Source organism: Ginsengibacter sp. (assembly GCF_057362405.1).
Genome location: NZ_JBMQQG010000091.1, coordinates 1 through 20,378 on the forward strand (window position 1 = coordinate 1; position 20,378 = coordinate 20,378).

The 20,378-nt window shown below is 38.1% G+C and carries 14 protein-coding genes; 2 read left to right on the forward strand and 12 right to left on the reverse strand.

The genetic code is table 11. The annotated features are described in order from the left end of the window. The 4 genes from ACO1O5_RS07785 to ACO1O5_RS07800 form a co-directional block, all read right to left on the reverse strand. Window positions 1-452, reverse strand: a 452-nt coding sequence (locus ACO1O5_RS07785) for a carboxypeptidase-like regulatory domain-containing protein (RefSeq protein ID WP_486269276.1), incomplete at its 3' end; no start/stop codon positions are given. 112 nt (window positions 453-564) lie between these two features. Further along, a complete protein-coding gene (locus ACO1O5_RS07790; protein WP_486269277.1) occupies window positions 565-1,779 on the reverse strand; it encodes an ROK family protein in 1,215 nt (404 codons plus the stop codon). A gap of 432 nt (window positions 1,780-2,211) precedes the next feature. Further along, a complete protein-coding gene (locus ACO1O5_RS07795; protein ID WP_486269278.1) occupies window positions 2,212-3,558 on the reverse strand; it encodes an alpha-L-fucosidase in 1,347 nt (448 codons plus the stop codon). Window positions 3,559-3,707: 149 nt separating this feature from the next. Beyond that, window positions 3,708-5,264 (reverse strand): FG-GAP repeat domain-containing protein, encoded by a 1,557-nt coding sequence (locus ACO1O5_RS07800; protein ID WP_486269279.1) that lies wholly within the window; start codon window positions 5,262-5,264, stop codon window positions 3,708-3,710. 310 nt (window positions 5,265-5,574) lie between these two features. On the opposite strand from ACO1O5_RS07800, the gene ACO1O5_RS07805 reads away from it, so the two are divergent. Then, the gene (locus tag ACO1O5_RS07805) at window positions 5,575-8,046 is read left to right on the forward strand and encodes a carboxylesterase family protein (protein WP_486269280.1); all 2,472 of its coding nucleotides are present in this window, start codon (window positions 5,575-5,577) and stop codon (window positions 8,044-8,046) included. A gap of 206 nt (window positions 8,047-8,252) precedes the next feature. Here ACO1O5_RS07805 and ACO1O5_RS07810 read toward each other — a convergent pair whose 3' ends face one another. From ACO1O5_RS07810 to thrA, 6 genes are all read right to left on the reverse strand, one after another. Beyond that, window positions 8,253-8,561 (reverse strand): YHS domain-containing protein, encoded by a 309-nt coding sequence (locus ACO1O5_RS07810; protein ID WP_486269281.1) that lies wholly within the window; start codon window positions 8,559-8,561, stop codon window positions 8,253-8,255. Between the two features lie 91 nt (window positions 8,562-8,652). Continuing rightward, complete coding sequence (locus ACO1O5_RS07815; RefSeq protein WP_486269282.1) at window positions 8,653-8,949, reverse strand: antibiotic biosynthesis monooxygenase family protein; 297 nt, start codon at window positions 8,947-8,949, stop codon at window positions 8,653-8,655. A 7-nt stretch (window positions 8,950-8,956) separates the two neighbouring features. Further along, a complete protein-coding gene (locus tag ACO1O5_RS07820; protein ID WP_486269283.1) occupies window positions 8,957-9,400 on the reverse strand; it encodes a GNAT family N-acetyltransferase in 444 nt (147 codons plus the stop codon). Between the two features lie 12 nt (window positions 9,401-9,412). Next, window positions 9,413-10,708 (reverse strand): threonine synthase, encoded by a 1,296-nt coding sequence (gene thrC / locus ACO1O5_RS07825; protein WP_486269284.1) that lies wholly within the window; start codon window positions 10,706-10,708, stop codon window positions 9,413-9,415. Between the two features lie 99 nt (window positions 10,709-10,807). Beyond that, window positions 10,808-11,782, reverse strand: coding sequence for a homoserine kinase (locus ACO1O5_RS07830; protein ID WP_486269285.1), 975 nt, complete (start codon window positions 11,780-11,782; stop codon window positions 10,808-10,810). 57 nt (window positions 11,783-11,839) lie between these two features. Then, window positions 11,840-14,299: a bifunctional aspartate kinase/homoserine dehydrogenase I gene (gene thrA / locus ACO1O5_RS07835; protein WP_486269286.1), complete on the reverse strand. Its 2,460-nt coding sequence runs from the start codon at window positions 14,297-14,299 to the stop codon at window positions 11,840-11,842. 323 nt (window positions 14,300-14,622) lie between these two features. On the opposite strand from thrA, the gene ACO1O5_RS07840 reads away from it, so the two are divergent. Next, a complete protein-coding gene (locus ACO1O5_RS07840) occupies window positions 14,623-17,202 on the forward strand; it encodes a phosphoenolpyruvate carboxylase (protein WP_486269287.1) in 2,580 nt (859 codons plus the stop codon). Between the two features lie 503 nt (window positions 17,203-17,705). Here ACO1O5_RS07840 and ACO1O5_RS07845 read toward each other — a convergent pair. Together ACO1O5_RS07845 and ACO1O5_RS07850 are read right to left on the reverse strand one after the other, a co-directional pair. Beyond that, complete coding sequence (locus tag ACO1O5_RS07845) at window positions 17,706-19,733, reverse strand: 7TM diverse intracellular signaling domain-containing protein (RefSeq protein WP_486269288.1); 2,028 nt, start codon at window positions 19,731-19,733, stop codon at window positions 17,706-17,708. 382 nt (window positions 19,734-20,115) lie between these two features. Next, the gene (locus ACO1O5_RS07850; protein WP_486269289.1) at window positions 20,116-20,277 is read right to left on the reverse strand and encodes a hypothetical protein; all 162 of its coding nucleotides are present in this window, start codon (window positions 20,275-20,277) and stop codon (window positions 20,116-20,118) included. Window positions 20,278-20,378 lie beyond the last annotated feature (101 nt).

The following is a 20,378-nucleotide window of genomic DNA, read 5'->3' on the forward strand; positions in this document are numbered from 1 at the left end:
CCGGGAACTTTACCATACAATGCAGCCGCAAAATTGGTTGGTGATGTTTTAGTGATTTCGTCAGCTTTTACTGTAGTAGTGGCATATCCCAAGGATCTTTTTTGCTGGCCAATTCCTAAAGCGGTTACTACCACTCCTTCAAGAGCGGAGGTTGATGTATTCAACACAATTGTTATGCTTGTTTGATCACCAACATGCAATTCCTTGGGTTCAAAACCAACCGAGGAAAGTTGCAAATTGTCTGTAGATGCTGCCTGGATGCTAAACTTTCCAGCCCCGTCGGTGGCCACACCTTGTTTTGTTCCGGCTACCTTAATAGTTGCCCCCGGAATTGCGTTACCGTTGTTATCTCTAACATAACCGGTAATTGTTCTTTTTGCCTGGGAAAAGGCAAGAGTACTCCACATGCCCAGAAATAAGCACAAGAGTATCCGAATTGCTTTTCTTTTCATAATAGTTGTTTAATTTTAGTAATAAAGTTTAAGATTAGGTTTTACGTTTCTTTGGATATTAAAGCAGTTTATTTAAAAATCAGTTAGTAAATGTTATTTATTGTCATTGGTTCTAGACAGCCTTTAATATGTCGTTGTATTGAACTAAGTGTTCCTTTTCAAAATGTTCCATTACGAGAGCCGCAGCCCCAATTAATTCCGCCTTCAGGCCTAATGTCGATATTTCAATATCGGTACTTTGCAAAAGCTTAGGAATACAATGTTCATTTAATGCCTGTTGAATGGGAGCGAGCCATATCTGCCCGGCTGACGAACCTCTACCACTTAGAATGATTTTTTTGGGATTCAAAAGGTGAATTAAGATTGCGATCCCTTTCCCGATGTTATAACCCGCTTTTGAAAAAAGCTCTATTGCAAATTGATCTCCATCTTCAATTGCTTTTATTATGCCTTCAAAGGTAAGCTCAAGGTCATCGAAAGGAAGCGAATTCAATTTGGAAAGTCTTCCGGATTTTAGTCCTTCTCTTGCTTTTTCAATAATGAGCAATAGCGAGGTTTCCGTTTCGAGACAACCTACTTTTCCGCACCAGCATAACTTCCCGTTGAGAAATAAGGGTATATGACTAAATTCACCGGCGAAGCCTTCGTGTCCTCTAAAAAGTTCACCGTTAAGAATCATTCCAAGTCCAATTCCCCACCCAATATTTACCACCATAGCATTTTTCTCGCCACGTGCACCGCCAAAATAATATTCCGCCAACGCTATTAGGCTCGAATCGTTATCGATAAATACCGGCAAACCGATTTTCTCGTAAATATGTTTTGTGATGCTTTTGTTATTGGGCAATTGTAAGAACGAATAATTAATACCCTTTTTTACATTTACAAAACCAGGCATACCTATTCCAACTCCGACAAATTTTTCTCTTGATATGCCGGACGCCTCAATTACGGCCGCAATTTTTTCTCTCAAAACCTCCAGGGCATTAGGATTATCAGGCAAAGGCAAAATGACTTTCTCTATTGGCGAAACAAAATTGTTATGCATATCCATGATGGCAATTTTAGTAACAAACTGATCCATCGCGACAGACACTAAATACATCATATCCTTTTGGATTGAGTACGTTAATGGCCGTCTGCCTCCCGTTGACGGGGCATAACCAGTTTCTATTACTAAATTTTCCGTGATCAATTCTTCAATTAATTTTGCTGTTATAGGAAAACTTTTACGAATTCTTGTACTTAAATCCACACAAGACAGGTTATCTTCAAAGTATAGCTCCTTCAAAATTTTACTCCGGAATAATAACTTCTTTTGAGTCATGCTATTTTCTCTTTAAGAGTCCCTGCCTTATTAGTTTTAAAACAAAGCTATTGATTCTTATTAAATTATTAAAGAAGTTTGCCACTTTTTTTTAACCTTTTATTAATATTAATCATAATCTGCTTGAAATTAAGCCGTTAGCAACAGCAAGATTTTTTAGAGAATTGAGTTAGGTCTGTAGAATTGTTAATAAAAATCCAACAAATGTATTTTTTCAAGGGATTTTTTAGCAACAGTAAAACATATCTGAAATAAGGGGAATTAACTGATTGGGGATTATACATTTAGTGAGCAAATCCATTAAATACAGAGATTTATAATAGCGCCGTTCTGTTAAGTCGGGATATAAACCAATAGTTCTGAATACTTTAACCGAATAACTGAAAATGCTGTTATAGCTAATGTTACTTAATAGCGCATTAATTTCGCGAATTAATTAAGGCCACCTTGTCCACGATATAATCGTATCGGCTTATCCAATATTAATTTTAATACGGTCATATAGGGGTCTTTTTCCTGCAGCGGTACATTGATAAAAACGAGCCCCGGAACCGGGCTCCACGATATCTTGCCCACAATTTTTGGTTGTAAATGCCTGGCCGTTCCTACCACCTGGATATCCTTTATTGTATTAATTAAGCCCTTTAGCATCACGTTCCCGGTAGTTTGACCAGGTAAAAAAAGATATAGAATTGTGGAATCTTTTGACATGGTAGTTGGCCCATAAAAGTGCCCTTGCGGTAAGCCAGGTAATGTCCCAAAAATTGCTTCTCCATTTTTTTTATTCCATTTTCCCAATTCCTTCAAAATATGTACTTGTTCAGGAGGAATGGTGCCATCCGCTTTGGGGCCTATATCAAGTAAAAGGTTTCCTCCATTGCTCACCGCATCAACAAAAATGCTAATCACTTCAAATGGCGTTTTATAGTTGGTATCATCAGGATGATATCCCCAATTGTTATTGGTTGTCATGCACAGTTCCCACCATTTAAATTTTGGGCGGCTTACCGGAAAATTTTGTTCCGGTGTATCGTAATCGCCATATCCCTGGAGCCTGCCATTTATAATAGCATTAGGATTAACATTCAAAATTTCTTCCCTCACTTTCTGAGCCTGCCATTCTTCCGGACTATGTTCCCAGTCGCCATCAAACCACCATAGGTCGGGTTTATATAATTGATTCACTTCTGCAATTTGTGCCTGGAAAAAATGTTGAAACTTCTCCCATCTTTTCGGATAGGCAGCTACGTTATACCTGCTGCTGTCTTTCAAGAATCCCGGGTAATCAGGGTAACTCCAATCAATTAATGAGAAATAAGCGCCCTTCCTGATGCCATCTTTATCCAATGCTTTGTAAAAAGGCATTAATACATCGCGTTTGGCAGGAGTATTTTCCGGCACATTATAATGATTTTGCTTGGTAGGCCATAATGCAACGCCATCGTGATGCTTCGTGGTGATGACCGCATACCGTGCACCACTTTCTTTTATCAAATCAGCCCATGCCTGTGGATCATATTTTGAAGCGGTAAAGCCATTCAATTGCTTCATATAATTTTCAAAGCTGATTTTCTTATTATGAAAACTCCAGCTTTCATCTATACCATTGACTGAATAAATTCCCCAGTGTATAAAGATGCCGAGCTTCGCATCCGCAAACCATTGCATTTTTTCCCGAATGGAATCAGGGTTAATTTTTTGTTGCGCCACGACAGGGCTGGCGGAAATAAAAACAACAAATATTAATAGGCCAGATAATAAAAAATACTTTCTTTTCATTGTGCAAAATTCAAGATTAAATACTTAGCTAATATAGCTTTTCCGGTTACATTGTTACTGACTAATTAAAGCCATTAAATTAATTTACAAGTCATAAAAATTGGTTCCTTTACGAAACAAAACCAAAATCGTTGACAGATGAATGGCTATTAATATTTATTGTTCCGCAAAATAAGAACCTGCGGAAAAGAAACAACACCCTTATAAAGAAGTTTGGTAAGCTCAGACATGCTGTAGATGTAGGATCCTAAAAAAATGTCTTTGTCACCATCCTTGTCAATATCCCCGATATCCATCGTCAGCCATTTGCCTTTAGCAGCCAGTTCTGTGGTTGAGGCTGTAAACTTTAAGTCACCTTTATTCTCCAAATACATAAAAGATTGTTCAGGCTTGGCCGGGTCATCATAAAATGATATTGCCGCAATGTCAAGATCACCATCGCCATCAAAATCACAAGCCATTGCCTTACTCGCTCCATAAAAAGGAATAAATAATTTCTCCGTGAAATTATTCTTTCCATCATTCATGAATATTCTAATACCGTGATAAAATTTTCTGATGGGCGAGAGGTCCCAGTTATCTCCGTTAGTTAAAAGTATATCCGGATGGCCATCATGATTGAAATCTGCTGTTTCAAAATAACTAACTCCATAAACAGGGGGAAACTGGTAAAGAATCTTTTCAGTAAACTGGCCGTTTCCCTGGTTCAGAAAAAGAACCAGTTCTTCCTTAGCCTGCGCCATCAATGCAATTATATCCGGTTTGCCATCTCCATTAAAATCTTTTACTTCAACTTTTCTTGCACCGGGCTGAAGCGCCAAAACGTGTTCTTTGCCAGCATCACCTCCATCAAACCAACTCAACTTTCCGGTATGATTTCCGAATTGGCAGATGATCAAATCTTTTTTCCCATCACTGTTCAAATCGGCATCTGCAAATTGAACAGGACGGGCCAGCTTTTCAAACTCTTTAATTTGAAGTTCGGATACAACAGAACCTGAATCTGCAATATATAGTCTTCCTTCCTTTTTTTCCGAAGGACTTATCGATCCGATGCAAAGCACGCGTGGAACACCCGGAGCCGGAAAATCAACATCAACCGGCGGACTATCTACTTTCCAGGAAGCACTAACCTGCAGGTCATTATTTATGGCATACAACTCATTGTTAGCATCGCCGACGTATAACAATGACGAAGTAGTATCAAATTTTACCATACAGGTCTTAGGCGTTAATTTCTGCCCTACAAAAACTTCCTCCGCATGAAAACCTTTTAGTTCATTTTGAAATGGCAACACTCCCTTTTGTGGTAACGGCTTTTGAGGTGCTGTTTGAACATAATAGTTAACGATCTTCTGCCAGTTATCTTTTGTAATGAGAGGTTCCAGCGGATATACATTTTCAGCCTTGACAATTTCGGCCTCATCTGGCTTCATATCAGCATACGGATCCTCGCCTGCTTTTCTTATTCCAAGGCGCCAACCCATATTTTGCAGTACGCTTTTTTGCCATGTTGATTTATCAAGCAAGGTGGGTGAAGGGAATATATGGCAGGTGGCACAATAAATTTTAGCAAGCTCCTCTCCTGTTTGAACAGGCTTATATAAGGAATCTTTTTTATCAGATCCGGCAAGTTTTGAAAATGATATTATTAAGAGTGAAAAAAGGATAATTATCGCGGGAGTTAATAAATTATTCTTTTTCATTTTTGAATTTTCAGGCGCTAAATTATTAATAAGATTCTATTGTATGGTTAAAGAAAAATAAAACATGCCAGATATTTCGTGAATTGTATAATAGAACAGATACATTCTTAATTTAGTTAATCTCCATATATCTAAATACAAATCGAATTAAGAACGAATTTCTCTAAAAAAAATGTCAATTAGTAAAAAGTTAATTGACTTAATGGTTTCGTGTAATTAAACAGTAATAATCAGGTGTGAAAATCTCATTTAATTTGTTTAGCTCATATTTGTGATTAAAAAATAAATTCGAATTATTTAATTATCTGCTATGAATAAACTTAGATTTTCGCTGGCAATTGCTCTTGTTTTTTCCACTTCACATTTATTTTCGCAGGACACTATTTATTTTAAAAAAGGATTGATGATAGCTGCGCCCGCTCAATACGGACGTGAAGCTATTGTTACCGACGAACTGGCTTACCGCCTTTATACCGACAAGCTCCAAAGACCGGTTGAGGGTGACGTTTTTGGAAAAGACGAGGATGGAAAAGATATAAGCTGGCAACCTCTCGTTGCTGATAGTCTCAACAGGCTAAGACCACTAACGAGGCCAGATAGACGCAGATGGCGCTTTGGCGGAGACTATATCTATCTCACTTACAATTCTGATAAAAAACAACCTGCGTTATTAAATATAAAGGGTAATAGTTTCCTTTTCCTAAATGGTCAACTTCATACGGGCGATCCATACGGTTCCGGCTGGCTCTATATTCCCGTGGAACTTAAAAAAGGTTTGAACGAATTTTATGTACGCGGCTATTTTCAAACTACGGCCAGCCTCATTTTTCCAAAGAAACCGGTTTCAATAAACACGGAAGACGCAACGCTTCCTTTTATTGTTTTGACACATAATAATAATTTGCTTCACGGCGCCATTGTAATTTTAAATGTTTCCGGCAAAGAAGTAAAAAACCTGCAAATAAAAAGTAGCATAGAGGGCAGGGAACTTATTACTACATTACCCACCATACCATCTTTAGCGACGAGGAAAGTAAGTTTTGATTTTGATGCGGGCAATATTTCGAAAAAAGATAAATACAATTGCAAACTAACGTTGCTGGATAAAGGCAAAGTGCTTGATGAGAAAATAATAGATATTGAAGCAGTAGATCCTTCGGACCACTATAGCGAAACTTTCACTAGTGATATAGATGGAAGCCTTCAATATTATGCAGTTACCCCTCAGTCTACACCTGAAAATAATGCTGCGTTGTTCTTATCAGTTCATGGTGCAGGCGTGGAAGCCATCGGCCAAGCAAGGGCCTATCATTCTAAAGATTGGGGAAATTTAGTTGCGGCAACCAATCGGCGTCCGCGCGGTTTTAACTGGGAAGATTGGGGAAGATTAGATGCGCTGGAGGTAATGAATATTGCAAAAAAAGAATTTCATCCGGATCCGCAACATATCTATCTCACCGGTCACTCAATGGGCGGACATGGAACCTGGTTTTTAGGAGCTACTTACCCGGATAAATGGGCAGCCATCGGCGCTTGCTCTGGCTATCCTACATTAAAAGAATATGGCTCTGCAGATGGTTTGGTGCCTGATAGCAGCAGATCCACCATGGAGCAAATGTTGTTGAGAGCGGGCAACCAAAGTGACGTAATTAAGCTGGCTCATAATTATAAAGCATTTGGCGTCTATATTTTACATGGCGATTCTGACAAAGTGGTTTCTGTAAAATATGCCAGGCAAATGAGAAAAGTGCTTGGAGATTTCCAGGCGGATTTTAGTTATTATGAATACCCCGGCGGAGAACATTGGTTTGGCAACCAAAGTGTTGACTGGAAACCTCTTTTTGATTTCTTTAAATGGCATTCCCTGCCCCTGGATAGCACCGTTAATTCGATAGATTTTACTACCGCCAGCCCTGGAATTTCTGCGGATTACCATTGGGTTTCCATTCAACAACAAATACATCCCTTACAGTTGAGCCATATACAACTATTAAGAAATAAATTAAACCGCAGTATTTCGGGAACTACTGAAAATATTCATTTGATGAAAATGGCGCTTAATGATTTTAATGCCGGCAGTGAGGTGAATATTGAACTGGACAATAATTCACTTCATTTCAAAACGGTTAGTAACAACGACAGTATTTTTCTTTTGCATGAAAACAATCAATGGTCGTTTGCAGGTAGGCCTTCCAGTTATGAGAAGGGTCCGCAGCGATATGGAACTTTTAAAGAAGCCTTTAATCATAAAATGGTCTTTGTGTATGGAACCAGCGGCAACAAACAGGAAAATGAATGGAATTCCAATAAGGCAAAATATGATGCAGAAACATGGTACTATCGCGGCAATGGCGCCGTTGATATTATACCTGATAAAGAATATTCCATTGAAAAATATCCTGGAAGAAATGTAATTATTTATGGAAATGCCAATTCAAATTCGGCATGGAACAGTCTGCTAGCCGATTGCCCTATAACGGTAACGCGTAGTGGTATTAAAGTAGGTGACAAAAACTTTACCGGTGATGACCTTGGAGCCTATTTTGTATGGCCGATGAAAAATTCACCATTAAATTCTGTAGGCGTAATAGCCGGTACAGGTATTAATGGAATGAATGCAGCAAACCCAAATCAATATTTTGCAGGCGCCAGTGGATTCCCAGATTTTATGATATTCAGGCTGGGCATGTTGCAATCCGGCGCAGATAAAGTTGAGATGGCCGGGTTCTTTGACGATAAGTGGAACCTTATGCCTGAAGAAATGGTCAGCAATACAAACTAACTCCGGAATTGGATTTATACACTACCTGTTTAGTCCGTTATATCAATAACTGCCGGCACCAGTATAAGTTAAATGTCAACTAATGGAAATGCCGGTAAAAATAGTTGGTTATTTTATTCTCATATCAAGCAGAACTTTCTTAATAAAATTATTTGAAAATATTTTTTCAGTCAATCAGAATTAACCGTACAAAAACAATTTTAAAACTACTTCTTCAAATCGGCAGCAGCCATGTTTTTTTCAGGATCTTTCAAAAATTCATCTTTACATTCCTTTGAACAAAAGCCAAGTACTTTGCCCTTGTAATGAGCTGTATCTCCAATACCAGCAGACACGGGCATTCCACAGGAAGGATCTTTTTTATTATCTACCATTGCAGCAGTAATTTTTACTGTGTCAGCATTCGTTACCAAAGCAACATTCGGTTCAAGATTTTTTTTTGATTGTTGATCGCTGCACGAAATAATCAACATCCCTGCTAACAAGAAGCTAAATAATATTGGTATGTTCTTCATATAAAAAGTGTTTGTGCAAATTTATTTTATTTTTGTCGGAACAGGCTCGCACGCAAGGTTCTATTATGTTGAAATAAAAAATAAACAAAAATTAATTTTCAATTATTGTTTTGTAATGTTCCACCATTGGAAATGGATCATAATAATGATGTAACAAGTTCTTCCAATGTTTATATTGCTCAGATTTCCTGAATCCTTCAACATGGTCTTCCAAAGTATTCCAATCTACTAACAGCAGGTATTTGTTAGTTTGTTCAATGCATCTTTTTAGCGTGTGACTTTTGTACCCCTTTACCGAACTGATATATTTTCCCGCTATCCTAAAGTCTTTTTCAAACTGGTCTTCCTGTCCATTCCTTACAATTAACAAAGCAACTTCCTGTATCATGATCAGATTATTTATACCCCTTAAATATCCATTCCCAAACTTCTCCATCCTCTGGATCGATAACTGTCCCGCCGAAAACAAAATCATTCTTTCTGAGAAGTTTCGTGGAGAAGTTTTCTTGAGGCAATGTTCGTGCTGTGATTGTTACTGAAGGATCTGTTTTTAATGACAAGTTTACCAACTGCCTGCAGATTGATGTGCCAATTCCCTGGTTACGGTATTTCCCGAATGTGCCATAAGCTATTTCGATTTTTCCGTTTACAGGCTTTCCTTTAAAAGCTGCGGCGCCTACTAATTCATTTTCGATTTTAACGTAATAAGAAATCCATGGTGGATTATATCCAACTTTTTTATAAAAATCAATCGCCATGTAAATTGAATCCTGGCATAAGGGATTTTCAACAAATGCGCCATTCTCTTCAAGTAACTCTTTTATTGGGACCAACTCCATCTTTTATATCTTTTACGACAGTAAATAATATTTCAATTGCTCGTAATTCGCTTTTAATTTAATGCTTCGCTTTTTCAATAATAACAAATCATTTATCAAAGCAGGCATTGGGATCTTTTCATTAATGACCGGCTCTACTACATCATAAAATTTTACCGGGTGCGCAGTTTCCAAAAACATTCCCTTTATATTGAGATGCTCTTTTAAGTATTTTTTTAGCGCCCCATAACCAACCGCACCATGGGGATCTACTAAATAACCGTCATTCAAATAAACTTCTTTTAAGATACCTTTTGTCTCTTCATCGGAAAAGGAATAACTGCTCATAACATTTTTGAGCGATTGAAATTCTCTATGAAATAATTCGAGTATCCGCACAAAGTTGCTGGGGCTTCCTACATCCATTGCATTAGATATTGTTGCGACAGATTTTTTTGGTACATAATTACCCGTCCGTAAATATTCTGTCACAACATTATTATCATTGCAAGCGGCAATGAAATGACTAACGGGTAACCCTGAACGATGCGCCAGCAATCCTGCACAGATGTTGCCAAAGTTTCCACTGGGAACGCTTATAACAGGCGGATTATTTTTATCCTTCCATTGCTGATAGGCAAAGAAATAATAAAATTGTTGTGGCAGCCATCTTGCAACATTGATAGAATTTGCAGAAGTGAGAAATAGTTTTTTATTCAGATCGACATCCGCAAAAGCCTGTTTCACCATTTGCTGGCAATCATCAAATGTGCCATCAATTTCGAGCGCCTTTATATTTTTTCCCAACGTGGTTAGCTGTAATTCCTGTACACTGCTCACTTTTCCCGAAGGATATAAGATAACTACATCTACGCCTTCCACATTATAAAAGCCGTTAGCAACCGCACCGCCGGTGTCGCCTGATGTTGCCACCAGAACTGTAACTTTCTGTTCATTGCCCTTGACAAAATAACCAAGGCAGCGGCTCATGAATCTTGCTCCAACATCTTTAAATGCCAATGTAGGACCATGAAATAATTCAAGCGAAAAAATATCTTCTTCAACTTTCACCAAAGGAAAATCGAAATTGACCGTTTCAGCTACGATACGTTCCAGGTTTTTTCTTGGTATTAATTCACCTATATAAGGCTGAATAACTTTAAAGGCAATTTCTTCTTTAGAATATTGTTCAATTTCACTAATGAACCCTTTATCCATTACAGGAATTATTTCAGGAAAATACAAACCTTTGTCAGGCGCCTGGCCCTTGATCGTCGCCTCTTTAAAATCAACTATGGGAGAATTATTGTTGGTGCTGAAGTAGCGCATAGCGAATTTCGGTCTCACCCCAACCCCTCTCCAGGGGAGAGGGAACTAAACACCTTGCGTCGCATTGTTTATTGGGATTGACTTTTGTTTGTTTAATGATTATTGATTAATAATTTTTATTCCTTCGTTATTGATTGTTGTAACATAGGTATGATATTTCAACCCGGTGCTATCATAAATATTTTTCATTATTTTTTCAACTTTTAATGCAGTATTTTTTTCTTCACACAACATAAAAATGGATGGACCCGAGCCGGAAATACCGCCACCTAACGCCCCCGCCTCAACGCTTTTTTTCTTTACGTCATCAAAGCCGGGAATGAGCATGCTACGCACGGGCTCTATAATTACATCTTCCAGCGAACGACTAATTAGTCCGTAATCATTTTTCATAAATCCGGCAACAAGGCCTGCAATATTTCCCCATTGTTTAATAGCATTTTTCAATAAGACTTCCTTGCGAAGAATTTCCCGTGCATCAGAAGTTTTAACTTCTATCTGCGGATGAACCACCGCAACAAACATGGGCGGTGCCGTTAATGATACAATGTCCAACGGAAAAATGGAACGTATTAATGTAATTCCGCCATAGATGCCTGGAGAAATATTATCAGCATGTTTCACACCGGAGGCAAGTTTTTCACCAGCCATAGCAAAGCGTACTAAATCTTCTTTTGAAAAAATATTGCCGAGCAAATGGTTAGCAGCCACTACGGCTCCAGCTGCGCTTGCAGCGCTGGAGCCCAAGCCGCTTCCGGGTTTTATATGTTTCTCAATAATTAAATCAAATCCAATTTTGTCATCAATTTCCTGCATCAATTCTAACAGCGACACACCTGCAACATTTTGTTCAGGTATTGCTGGAAGGTTAAAATCATCATTATGCTGAATGCGAATACCTGGTGTGTCACTGATTGATAACGTCATTAAATCACAGGGATCGTTTAACGCAAGGCCTAATACATCAAAGCCACAAACAAGATTAGCAATAGTGGCCGGCGCATAAACAGTCACACTATCCCTACCCCCTAAATGGGAACTACCTACATTTTCTTTTTGCTCCTGCTTGTACATATTCTATCTGTATAATGCTTTTAAATATCGTTACCCACTTTAGGGATAGAGTTGAATTTATCCCGCTGCTCTTATTATATCAGCAAACACACCAGAGGCAGTCACTTCAGCGCCTGCGCCTGCACCTTTAATAACTAATGGTTGCTCCGTATAACGGTTAGTATAAAACAACACCGCATTATCTTTTCCGTATAAATGATAAAAATCGCTTTGCGGATCAATATGCCTCAACCCTACCGACGCTTTTCTATCTTCAAACTTTGCGACAAACTTTAATTTCATACCCGCTTTTTTTGCTTCGTTTACAAACTTCAAAAAATGATCTTCATTCTTTTCCATCTCTTCGTAAAAATTCTCAACATCCCCATCCATGCATGAGGCAGGCATAAACGATTCATTGCTGATGTCCTCCATTTCTAACGTTTCGCCGGATTCCCTGGCTAATATCATAATCTTTCGCATTACATCCTTTCCGCTTAAATCAAGCCGCGGATCAGGTTCTGTATATCCTTCATCCTGCGCCTGCCTTACTACCTTTGCAAAACTTTTTTCACCGGTGTAATTGTTGAAAACAAAATTAAGCGTGCCACTTAAAACCGCCTCTATCCTGTTTACTTTATCGCCGCTTCTCAGCAAATCATTCAAGGTTCCAATAATAGGTAAGCCCGCGCCAACATTGGTTTCAAATAAAAATAACGCATTAAATTCCCTTGCAAGGTCTTTTAATTTTTTATAATATTCATATGATGATGAACAGGCAATCTTATTGCAAGCAACTACCGAAATACTTTTTTGCAGATATTCAGGATAGGTTTTAGCGATTGCGTCATTTGCTGTTACATCTACAAAAACAGAGTTGCGTAAATTCTTTTTTTGGATAGTGCTGATAAAATCATTCGTATCCATAGCTGCGGCACCCGACAATAATTCATTCCATTTAGATAAATCAACTCCTTCATCATTAAATAACATTTTTCTGCTGTTGCCAATTGCGGCTATGCGTACCTGTAAGCGAAGGTGCTCCAGTAAATGTTTTTGCTGCTGCTGCAATTGTGCCAGTAGTTTGCTCCCTACATTTCCGGTTCCGCTTATAAAAAGATTTACCTGCTTATAGGTAGTTTCAAAAAATTCTTCATGCAACACATTGATCGCTTTCTTTACATCTGCCAACGCAATTACTGCCGATATATTTCTTTCCGACGAACCCTGTGCAATCGCCCTTACATTCACACCATTTCTTCCTAAAGCGCCAAACATTTTTCCGCTGATTCCGGGATGATTTTTCATACTATCGCCAACCAAGGCAACTATGGCTAACCCTTTCTCTACTACAAGGGGTTCTACTTTTTTTATTTCTATCTCATAGGCAAAAGCCTCATCAATAACGGTTTTCGCTCTATCGGCATTTGCTTCTTCGATTCCCACACAAATGGAATGTTCTGAGGAACTTTGGGTAATAAGAATAACATTGATTTTTTCATTTGAAAGCGCTTCAAATAACCTTTTCGAAAATCCCGGAATACCCACCATGCCGCTTCCCTCAAGGCTTATGAGCGAAAGATTATTAATGCTAGAAATTCCGCGGATCGCATTTACATTTCTCGCAATATCATTACGAATCCATGTGCCAACATCGGAAGGTGCAAAAGTATTTTTAATCACTACGGGAATCCCTTTATTCATCAAGGGTTGAATCGTAGGTGGGTAAATAACCTTTGCCCCGAAATGAGAAAGCTCCATTGCTTCCTGGTAAGAGATTTCCTGGATGATCTTTGCATTGGAAACTAATCTTGGGTCTGCTGTCATCATCCCGGAAACATCAGTCCAAATTTCAACAATAGAGGCATTGATTGCGGCGCCGACAATGGCAGCGGTATAATCAGATCCACCTCTTCCCAAGGTGGTAGTGTTACCACTTTTATCTTTCCCGGTAAAGCCGGGAATGATAATTACCGAATTTTCAACCGTAGCCATAAAATCATTTATGTTCTTATTCGTTGATAGAAAATCGACGTTCGCATTTCCAAAATTTGAATTGGTTACAATAAGCTCGCGTGCGTCTTTCCAGGTATTATTGATGCCAAGTGATTTTAATTTTGCTACGAATATTTGAGATGATAATAATTCACCATAACTCACCACGGAATCTTTTGTGCGGGCTGACAACTCTTTCAATAAGAAGACCCCATTACAAGTGTCTTCAATTTCATTGCATCGCTTCTTAACCATGCTTAAAACGCTGCTTTGCTTATCGAGCGGAATTAGTTCCTTTACCGTTGTAAGATGACGCTGTTCAATAGCAAGTAATTTGTCTTTATACAACTGATCGCCTTCTGACGCCAGCGTTGCTGCTTCAAGCAAGGCATCTGTAATACCGCTAAGAGCCGACAGAACAATTACAATCCGATCGTTATCTGATTTAATATCTGCCTGTAACTTTTCCTGTACAATCGAAACCACGACATTCATATTTTTTGCATTCGCTACTGACGTGCCGCCGAATTTTAAAACTTGCATGTATTAATTATAAATTAAGAATTGAAAATTAAGAATTAAGACCTGAGTAATCACAACATTTTTTGTTTTGATTTTGAAATAGCCGAAAGCCCAAGGAACTATATGGAGATGTTTAACCCTTACGGGTTGTTGTAACTGTGGTAATAGAAGTGGACATCACTGCTGACGGAATAAACGGGTTGATATAATTGTTATTGTTTACCACGATGAGAGCCGAAATTACATCAATTGCCCGTAAAGAGAAAATTTAAACCAAAATTTTGAAGTATTTTCATGCCTCATTACGATTGCTGCATTTTTTGATTTTTAATTTTTGATTATTTATGGACAACCAGGCTTCCCGAGGGCTGCAGCACTTTAAAAACTATGTTGGCATTAAGTTTCAACTGTATAACAGCCTTTTTACATCATTACCGTTTCACCGAATTGAAAAAACGGGCATACTTCTATCTTTATTTGTAAACATTTGCGAAGAAGGCTATAAAAAGAAGTTGAGCCCTACGGAAATTATTAAGGAGTTCTTTAAAAAACATACCTCATTTACTTCGCAAGCTGACCAGCTTGACCTGCTTTTCCGCTTTACACAATTTGTGGAGAGGCAGGTTGTGTTATTTGATGCGCTGGAAGATGCAGCTTTCGTACATGTGCACGATATAGGCGGGGCCGGTACATTAAAGCAATTGGAACTGGAAGTAATTCAAAAAAATAAAGAAGCTGAACTGGCAAAAAAGCTGGAAGATTTTTCTATTGAACTGGTGCTTACCGCTCACCCTACACAATTTTACCCCGGTTCGGTTTTAGGTATCATTAATGATCTTTCAAAATCATTATCAGAAAATAATGCTGCGCAGATAAATATGTACCTGCAACAATTGGGCAAAACGCCTTTCTTTAAAAAGGAAAAGCCTACCCCATATGATGAAGCGCTTAGTCTCTTGTGGTATCTCGAAAATGTTTTCTTTGCCGCCGCGGGGCGGATAATTGCATTTTTAAAGAGCCAGTTTCCTGACGCCGTTGATGATGATAATCCGATAATAAAAATGGGGTTTTGGCCTGGCGGCGACAGGGATGGCAACCCCTTTGTAAATACTGACATTACGTTGAAGGTAGCTGATGCATTAAGAGGTGGCATTATAAAATGCTATTATCTTGAAATACGGAAACTCAGGCGCAGGCTTACTTTTAAAGGTGTGGATGTGCTCTTGGCAGACCTGGAAAAACAATTGTATAACAATATTTTTATACCGGGTAACCGTACCAGTTTAACCAGTAAAGAAATTATTGATGTATTAAATACAGTGAAGCAAAAAATAATTTATTATCATAATGGCTTATTCCTGCACCTGGTAGATAATCTTTTAAATAAGATAAACGTGTTTGGCCTCCACTTTGCGTCTATTGATATACGTCAGGATAGTTCCATACACAAAAAAGTATTCCAGGCATTAGCTTCGTCAGACAATATTTTACCAACAGACTATTCCAGGTTAAGCGAGGAAAAAAAGATTGCATTCCTGACCAATAATGATCAGGCGCTTGATAATAGAGATTACAAAGATCCCGTGATCAATGATACCATTGAAAGTATAAAAGCCATTAAATTAATACAGGAATATAATGGCGAACAAGGTTGCAACCGCTATATCATTAGTCATAGCAGCAGCGCTCTGAACGTATTGGAAGTGTATGGCTTGTTTATTTTATGCGGATGGAAAATAGAGGAATTGAATGTAGACATTGTTCCGCTTATTGAAACAATTGAAGACTTGCAAAACGCAGGAAAGATTGCAAAATCATTGTATGAAAATGAAGTGTATCGCAAACACTTAAAACGGAGAAAAAATATTCAAACTATTATGCTTGGCTTTAGCGATGGCACGAAAGATGGTGGTTATTTGATGGGTAACTGGAGCATTTATAAAACCAAGGAAGAACTTACAGCCGTTTCAAAAGAATATGGAATTGACGTTGTTTTCTTTGATGGGCGCGGCGGCCCACCCGCCAGAGGCGGTGGAAAAACACATAAGTTTTATGCTTCCATGGGCAAAAATATTGCTAACAAAGAAATACAGCTAACTATTCAGGGGCAGACCGTTAGTTCCAATTTCGGAACTATTGACGCGGCTCAATATAATATTGAACAATTAATACATGCTGGCATTTCAAACGATATTTTTTCGGATAAATCCATTACCCTGGAAGAAGACGAAGAAGCGTTGTTGCAGGAGATGGCAAATGAAAGTTTTGATGCTTACACAATCCTGAAGAATCATCCGGACTTTATGGATTATTTAATCCACATAAGCCCGTTAAAATTTTACAGTGAAACTAACATTGGCAGCCGTCCTGCCAAACGGGGAGGATCGGGTAAAATAAGTTTTGAAGATCTTCGTGCAATTCCATTTGTTGGGTCATGGAGCCAGCTTAAGCAAAATGTTACGGGTTACTATGGCGTGGGAGCCGCGTTGGAAAAGATGGACAAAGAAGGAAAATTGCCCCAGCTAAAATCACTATATCAAAATTCATTATTCTTTAAAACCGTTATTGACAATTGTGAAATGGCCATGAAGAAATGTTTCTTTCCCCTCACGGAATATTTATCGAAAGATGAAAAATACGGTGAGATATGGAATATGATTTACGAAGAATATGTAAACACAGAAAAATATTTGTTTCAACTTACAGGCAAAAATGAGCTGATGGCTGAATATGCAATTGAGCAACAATCAATCGGTATGCGGGAAAAAATAGTTTTACCGTTAGTTACCATTCAGCAATTTGCTATTTCAAATATCCGTGAAATTGAAAAGGAACTTGTTAATAACGAGATAAAAAATACATACGAAAAACTTGCCATGCGCTGTTCCTTCGGAATTATAAACGCCGGGAGAAATTCTGCCTGATATTAGTTTTTATCACCTAATGGTTTCATAACTCCGAATCACACATTTCGAGTACACTACCCCGTAATGAAAATAACTTTAAAAAAGGTGGCAAGCTAATTGTTTAGGTAATTCTGAACAAAAAAAAATAAAATGAAAAAATTATTATTACTGGCAGTGTTTACCATAGCCGTAGGCTTTGCCTCACAAGCACAGGACTCCCAAACAAAGGTCAAAAAGACTTCTACCGAGGGCAGAAAGTCCACAACACGTTTAGTAAACATAAACATCACAATGGATATAAAGTGAAGAAAGAAAGAAACGGCGTAAAACATAAAACCAAAGTGAACACCACAACCGGCGAAGTAAAACAAAAGACTGACAAAGATAAATAGCATGATGAGCCGTGTATATTTACCCGGCTTAAATTTGTTACCCGCCCTTAAAAAAAAACGAAAAAGTATTGCAATAAAAGCAATACTTTTTTAATATCTATATTCCATATTTCTGGAAATATCCCGTGATCATTCGGATACGCAATTAGGTATGTCGATCATAAACTTTGTCCCCACATTAATTTGCGATGCTATTTTTATCGTACCGCCCAATTTTTCGATTGCATCCTTTACAATATAGAGGCCAATACCCGAACCGGTAGTTATTTTATTCGCCCTGTAAAATAAAGTGAAAACATGATCAAGATGTTTTTCATCGATACCTTGCCCGTTATCTTCTACCATCAATTCTGCCCGTTTGTCAGTAGTATTCACCACAATCTTCAGGTAAGGATTCTCCTGTTCTTTGTTATGATATCTTAAAGCATTGGATATTAAATTACGCAGTACCATATCCAGCCTTGTTTTGTCGGTTACAAAATTTACCGGTTGATGTATTTCGACAATTCGACTGATACTTTCAGAGTTTTCAGAGAAAATATGGTCCTCTAAAGCACTTTCTATTAACTCCCGAAAATCTACCGGCTCATAATTCAGTTCTATTCTCTTATTTTTTGCAAAATCCAATGTATCCGTTATTAAGGAATCCAACCTGAATAAGGTATTTTTTTGCATGTTAAGATATTCATTTCTTTTAGCCTCATCCTTTTCTTCTTTAATAATTTCCACGAGCGTAAGAATTGAAGTTACAGGCGATCTCAAATCGTGAGAAGTTCTATAAACCAGACTATCCAGCTCCGCATTTAATTTGGTTAACTCTTCATTTGTTTCGTTAATGGTATTATTCTTATTACTTAACTCATCGTTTATTTGTTCAAGTTGTGCATTCACTATTTCAAGCCTTGAAAAGGTCCAGAAAAACTGCCTTGAAAGAGCTATCCCCTGCGAAACAACAAAAACAAAAAGGCCTGCATACACCAGGTGCACGCTTTCAATAATAAGGCTGGTATAAAGCAAATCGTTAATAAAAGTGATAAAAAACAAAACAAATCCGATCAAAAAGTAAACGCTCCCCGGCCTCTTATGTCTAACGGCGTTTGCATAAACATACAAGCCATAGCATGCGGTCAGGAACATATATACCTGGAAAAGGCGCAAGGAATACCGAAAAATGAGAGGCGAAGAGATCAACGTTATCAGTACAAATGGAACACTAACGATTACGATCATACGAAGTATTCTCTTTGAAAATTCATCGGGAAATAATTCATAAGAGAAAAGAGAGAGTATAGGAACTGCTAAATATAAAGACACAAACTCAATATGCTTTATAAATTGCCAACTCCAGTAGGCAACATAGTAAATGGCCATTTCATCGGTTACCAGCGGACGAATGGCAACTAATATACAAAAGATACTAAAATATAAAGGCGATAATCTCCTTCTGAAAAAGAGGTAGACTACAAAATAAAATACGCCCATTAGGAAAAAGCTGCCGGCAATAAAATAATCACGCGACACATTTTTTATCCAATAAGCATCAATCTGTTCCTTCGGTCCTAATTTTATGTAATCCCATAAACCTCCTGTGCCATAATCAAAATTTGATACCTGTATCAATATATTCAGTTCATTATTTTTCGGAATTACCGGAACGATTGCAGGCACGAAGGCGGCAGTCGCAGCAGCTTTGCTCGTTCCAACATTCCCCATTTGGAAGATTTGTTGGCCGTTTACAAATAATTTATATGCAGAGCTAATGGTCAAAAACTTTAGAGCAAGCTTTTCGTTAGATGGGGGACATAATACTTTCAGCCGGTAAGTAGCATAACCAAATCCTGGCTCTAATATTCCTTTTCCGGGAATAAGGCGATTCCAAAACCCAGGTACATTAGCATACGCACGGGACGATATATCAGCGGTGTCAAACGAAGAAGGTGTATATAATTTATTCCAATAAAACTCCCAATCGCCATTTAAATCAGTAATGCCATCTTTGTTCCAGTTCCAGGTACTAAGATCTAGTTCTCCTTGCTTTGCAGATATCTTTGACTGACAAAATGAAACATTTGACAGCATAAGCAACATTAGAAAGTAAGCCGGTTTTCTAATGCTTATCCACGTGACGCTGCATATGGGTGCCCTGTTGAGCTTCATAAATTCACCTGTTGATTTTAAAACATACGTATTGAATTACTTATCTAAAAAAAACCATTACGTGCTGCCGTAAGAGTTTACGGAAAATAAGGAGACTTAAATAAAATTCAGGAACTGCGTTGCGTAAGTTTTGATTAATGGGGTTATTATCACTAAAACTAAAAATGTTTTACGTCAAATGCAAATTTTGTCAAATTTTTTTATAAGCAAAAATTGGTATTAAGTTTAAATCAACGGGTCGACAGCCAGTAAGTTAGGTCGTTCGCTGGAATCAACTTTTGTCGAAATCCTTAAAATTATTAAGGCACGATGAGGGGGGAAGCTACGCTGTCAAGCCGGGCGCTTGTGAAAAAGATATCATGTAAATAAATAAACGCCGCATCTAACGGCCCTTATTAACTGATCGCATGTTTTCACTGATGTCCTGCCCCGGGGTTTGACTTACCTGGTTACGATCTTGCTTGCCGTAGCCGTCTTTCCTGCTCTGTGCCGGCGCGGAAATAAAGAATAAGGCAGCTATTAGTATTATTATTAACTTTTTCATCTTTTTAATTTAAGCGCTTCATCTTTTTCGAAAGTTGCCGCTTCCTTTTTTAGAAGTCGTTCATCTTTCTGAAATGAGCCTCATCTTTTCTGAAAAATATC

Excerpts from the sequence above, each read along its gene's own strand:
- ACO1O5_RS07790 (WP_486269277.1), bottom strand. The coding sequence starts at position 1,779 with ATGACTCAAAAGAAGTTATTATTCCGGAGTAAAATTTTGAAGGAGCTA.
- ACO1O5_RS07795 (WP_486269278.1), bottom strand. The coding sequence starts at position 3,558 with ATGAAAAGAAAGTATTTTTTATTATCTGGCCTATTAATATTTGTTGTT.
- ACO1O5_RS07800 (WP_486269279.1), bottom strand. The coding sequence starts at position 5,264 with ATGAAAAAGAATAATTTATTAACTCCCGCGATAATTATCCTTTTTTCA.
- ACO1O5_RS07805 (WP_486269280.1), top strand. The coding sequence starts at position 5,575 with ATGAATAAACTTAGATTTTCGCTGGCAATTGCTCTTGTTTTTTCCACT.
- ACO1O5_RS07810 (WP_486269281.1), bottom strand. The coding sequence starts at position 8,561 with ATGAAGAACATACCAATATTATTTAGCTTCTTGTTAGCAGGGATGTTG.
- ACO1O5_RS07815 (WP_486269282.1), bottom strand. The coding sequence starts at position 8,949 with ATGATACAGGAAGTTGCTTTGTTAATTGTAAGGAATGGACAGGAAGAC.
- ACO1O5_RS07820 (WP_486269283.1), bottom strand. The coding sequence starts at position 9,400 with ATGGAGTTGGTCCCAATAAAAGAGTTACTTGAAGAGAATGGCGCATTT.
- thrC (WP_486269284.1), bottom strand. The coding sequence starts at position 10,708 with ATGCGCTACTTCAGCACCAACAATAATTCTCCCATAGTTGATTTTAAA.
- ACO1O5_RS07830 (WP_486269285.1), bottom strand. The coding sequence starts at position 11,782 with ATGTACAAGCAGGAGCAAAAAGAAAATGTAGGTAGTTCCCATTTAGGG.
- thrA (WP_486269286.1), bottom strand. The coding sequence starts at position 14,299 with ATGCAAGTTTTAAAATTCGGCGGCACGTCAGTAGCGAATGCAAAAAAT.
- ACO1O5_RS07840 (WP_486269287.1), top strand. The coding sequence starts at position 14,623 with ATGGACAACCAGGCTTCCCGAGGGCTGCAGCACTTTAAAAACTATGTT.
- ACO1O5_RS07845 (WP_486269288.1), bottom strand. The coding sequence starts at position 19,733 with ATGAAGCTCAACAGGGCACCCATATGCAGCGTCACGTGGATAAGCATT.
- ACO1O5_RS07850 (WP_486269289.1), bottom strand. The coding sequence starts at position 20,277 with ATGAAAAAGTTAATAATAATACTAATAGCTGCCTTATTCTTTATTTCC.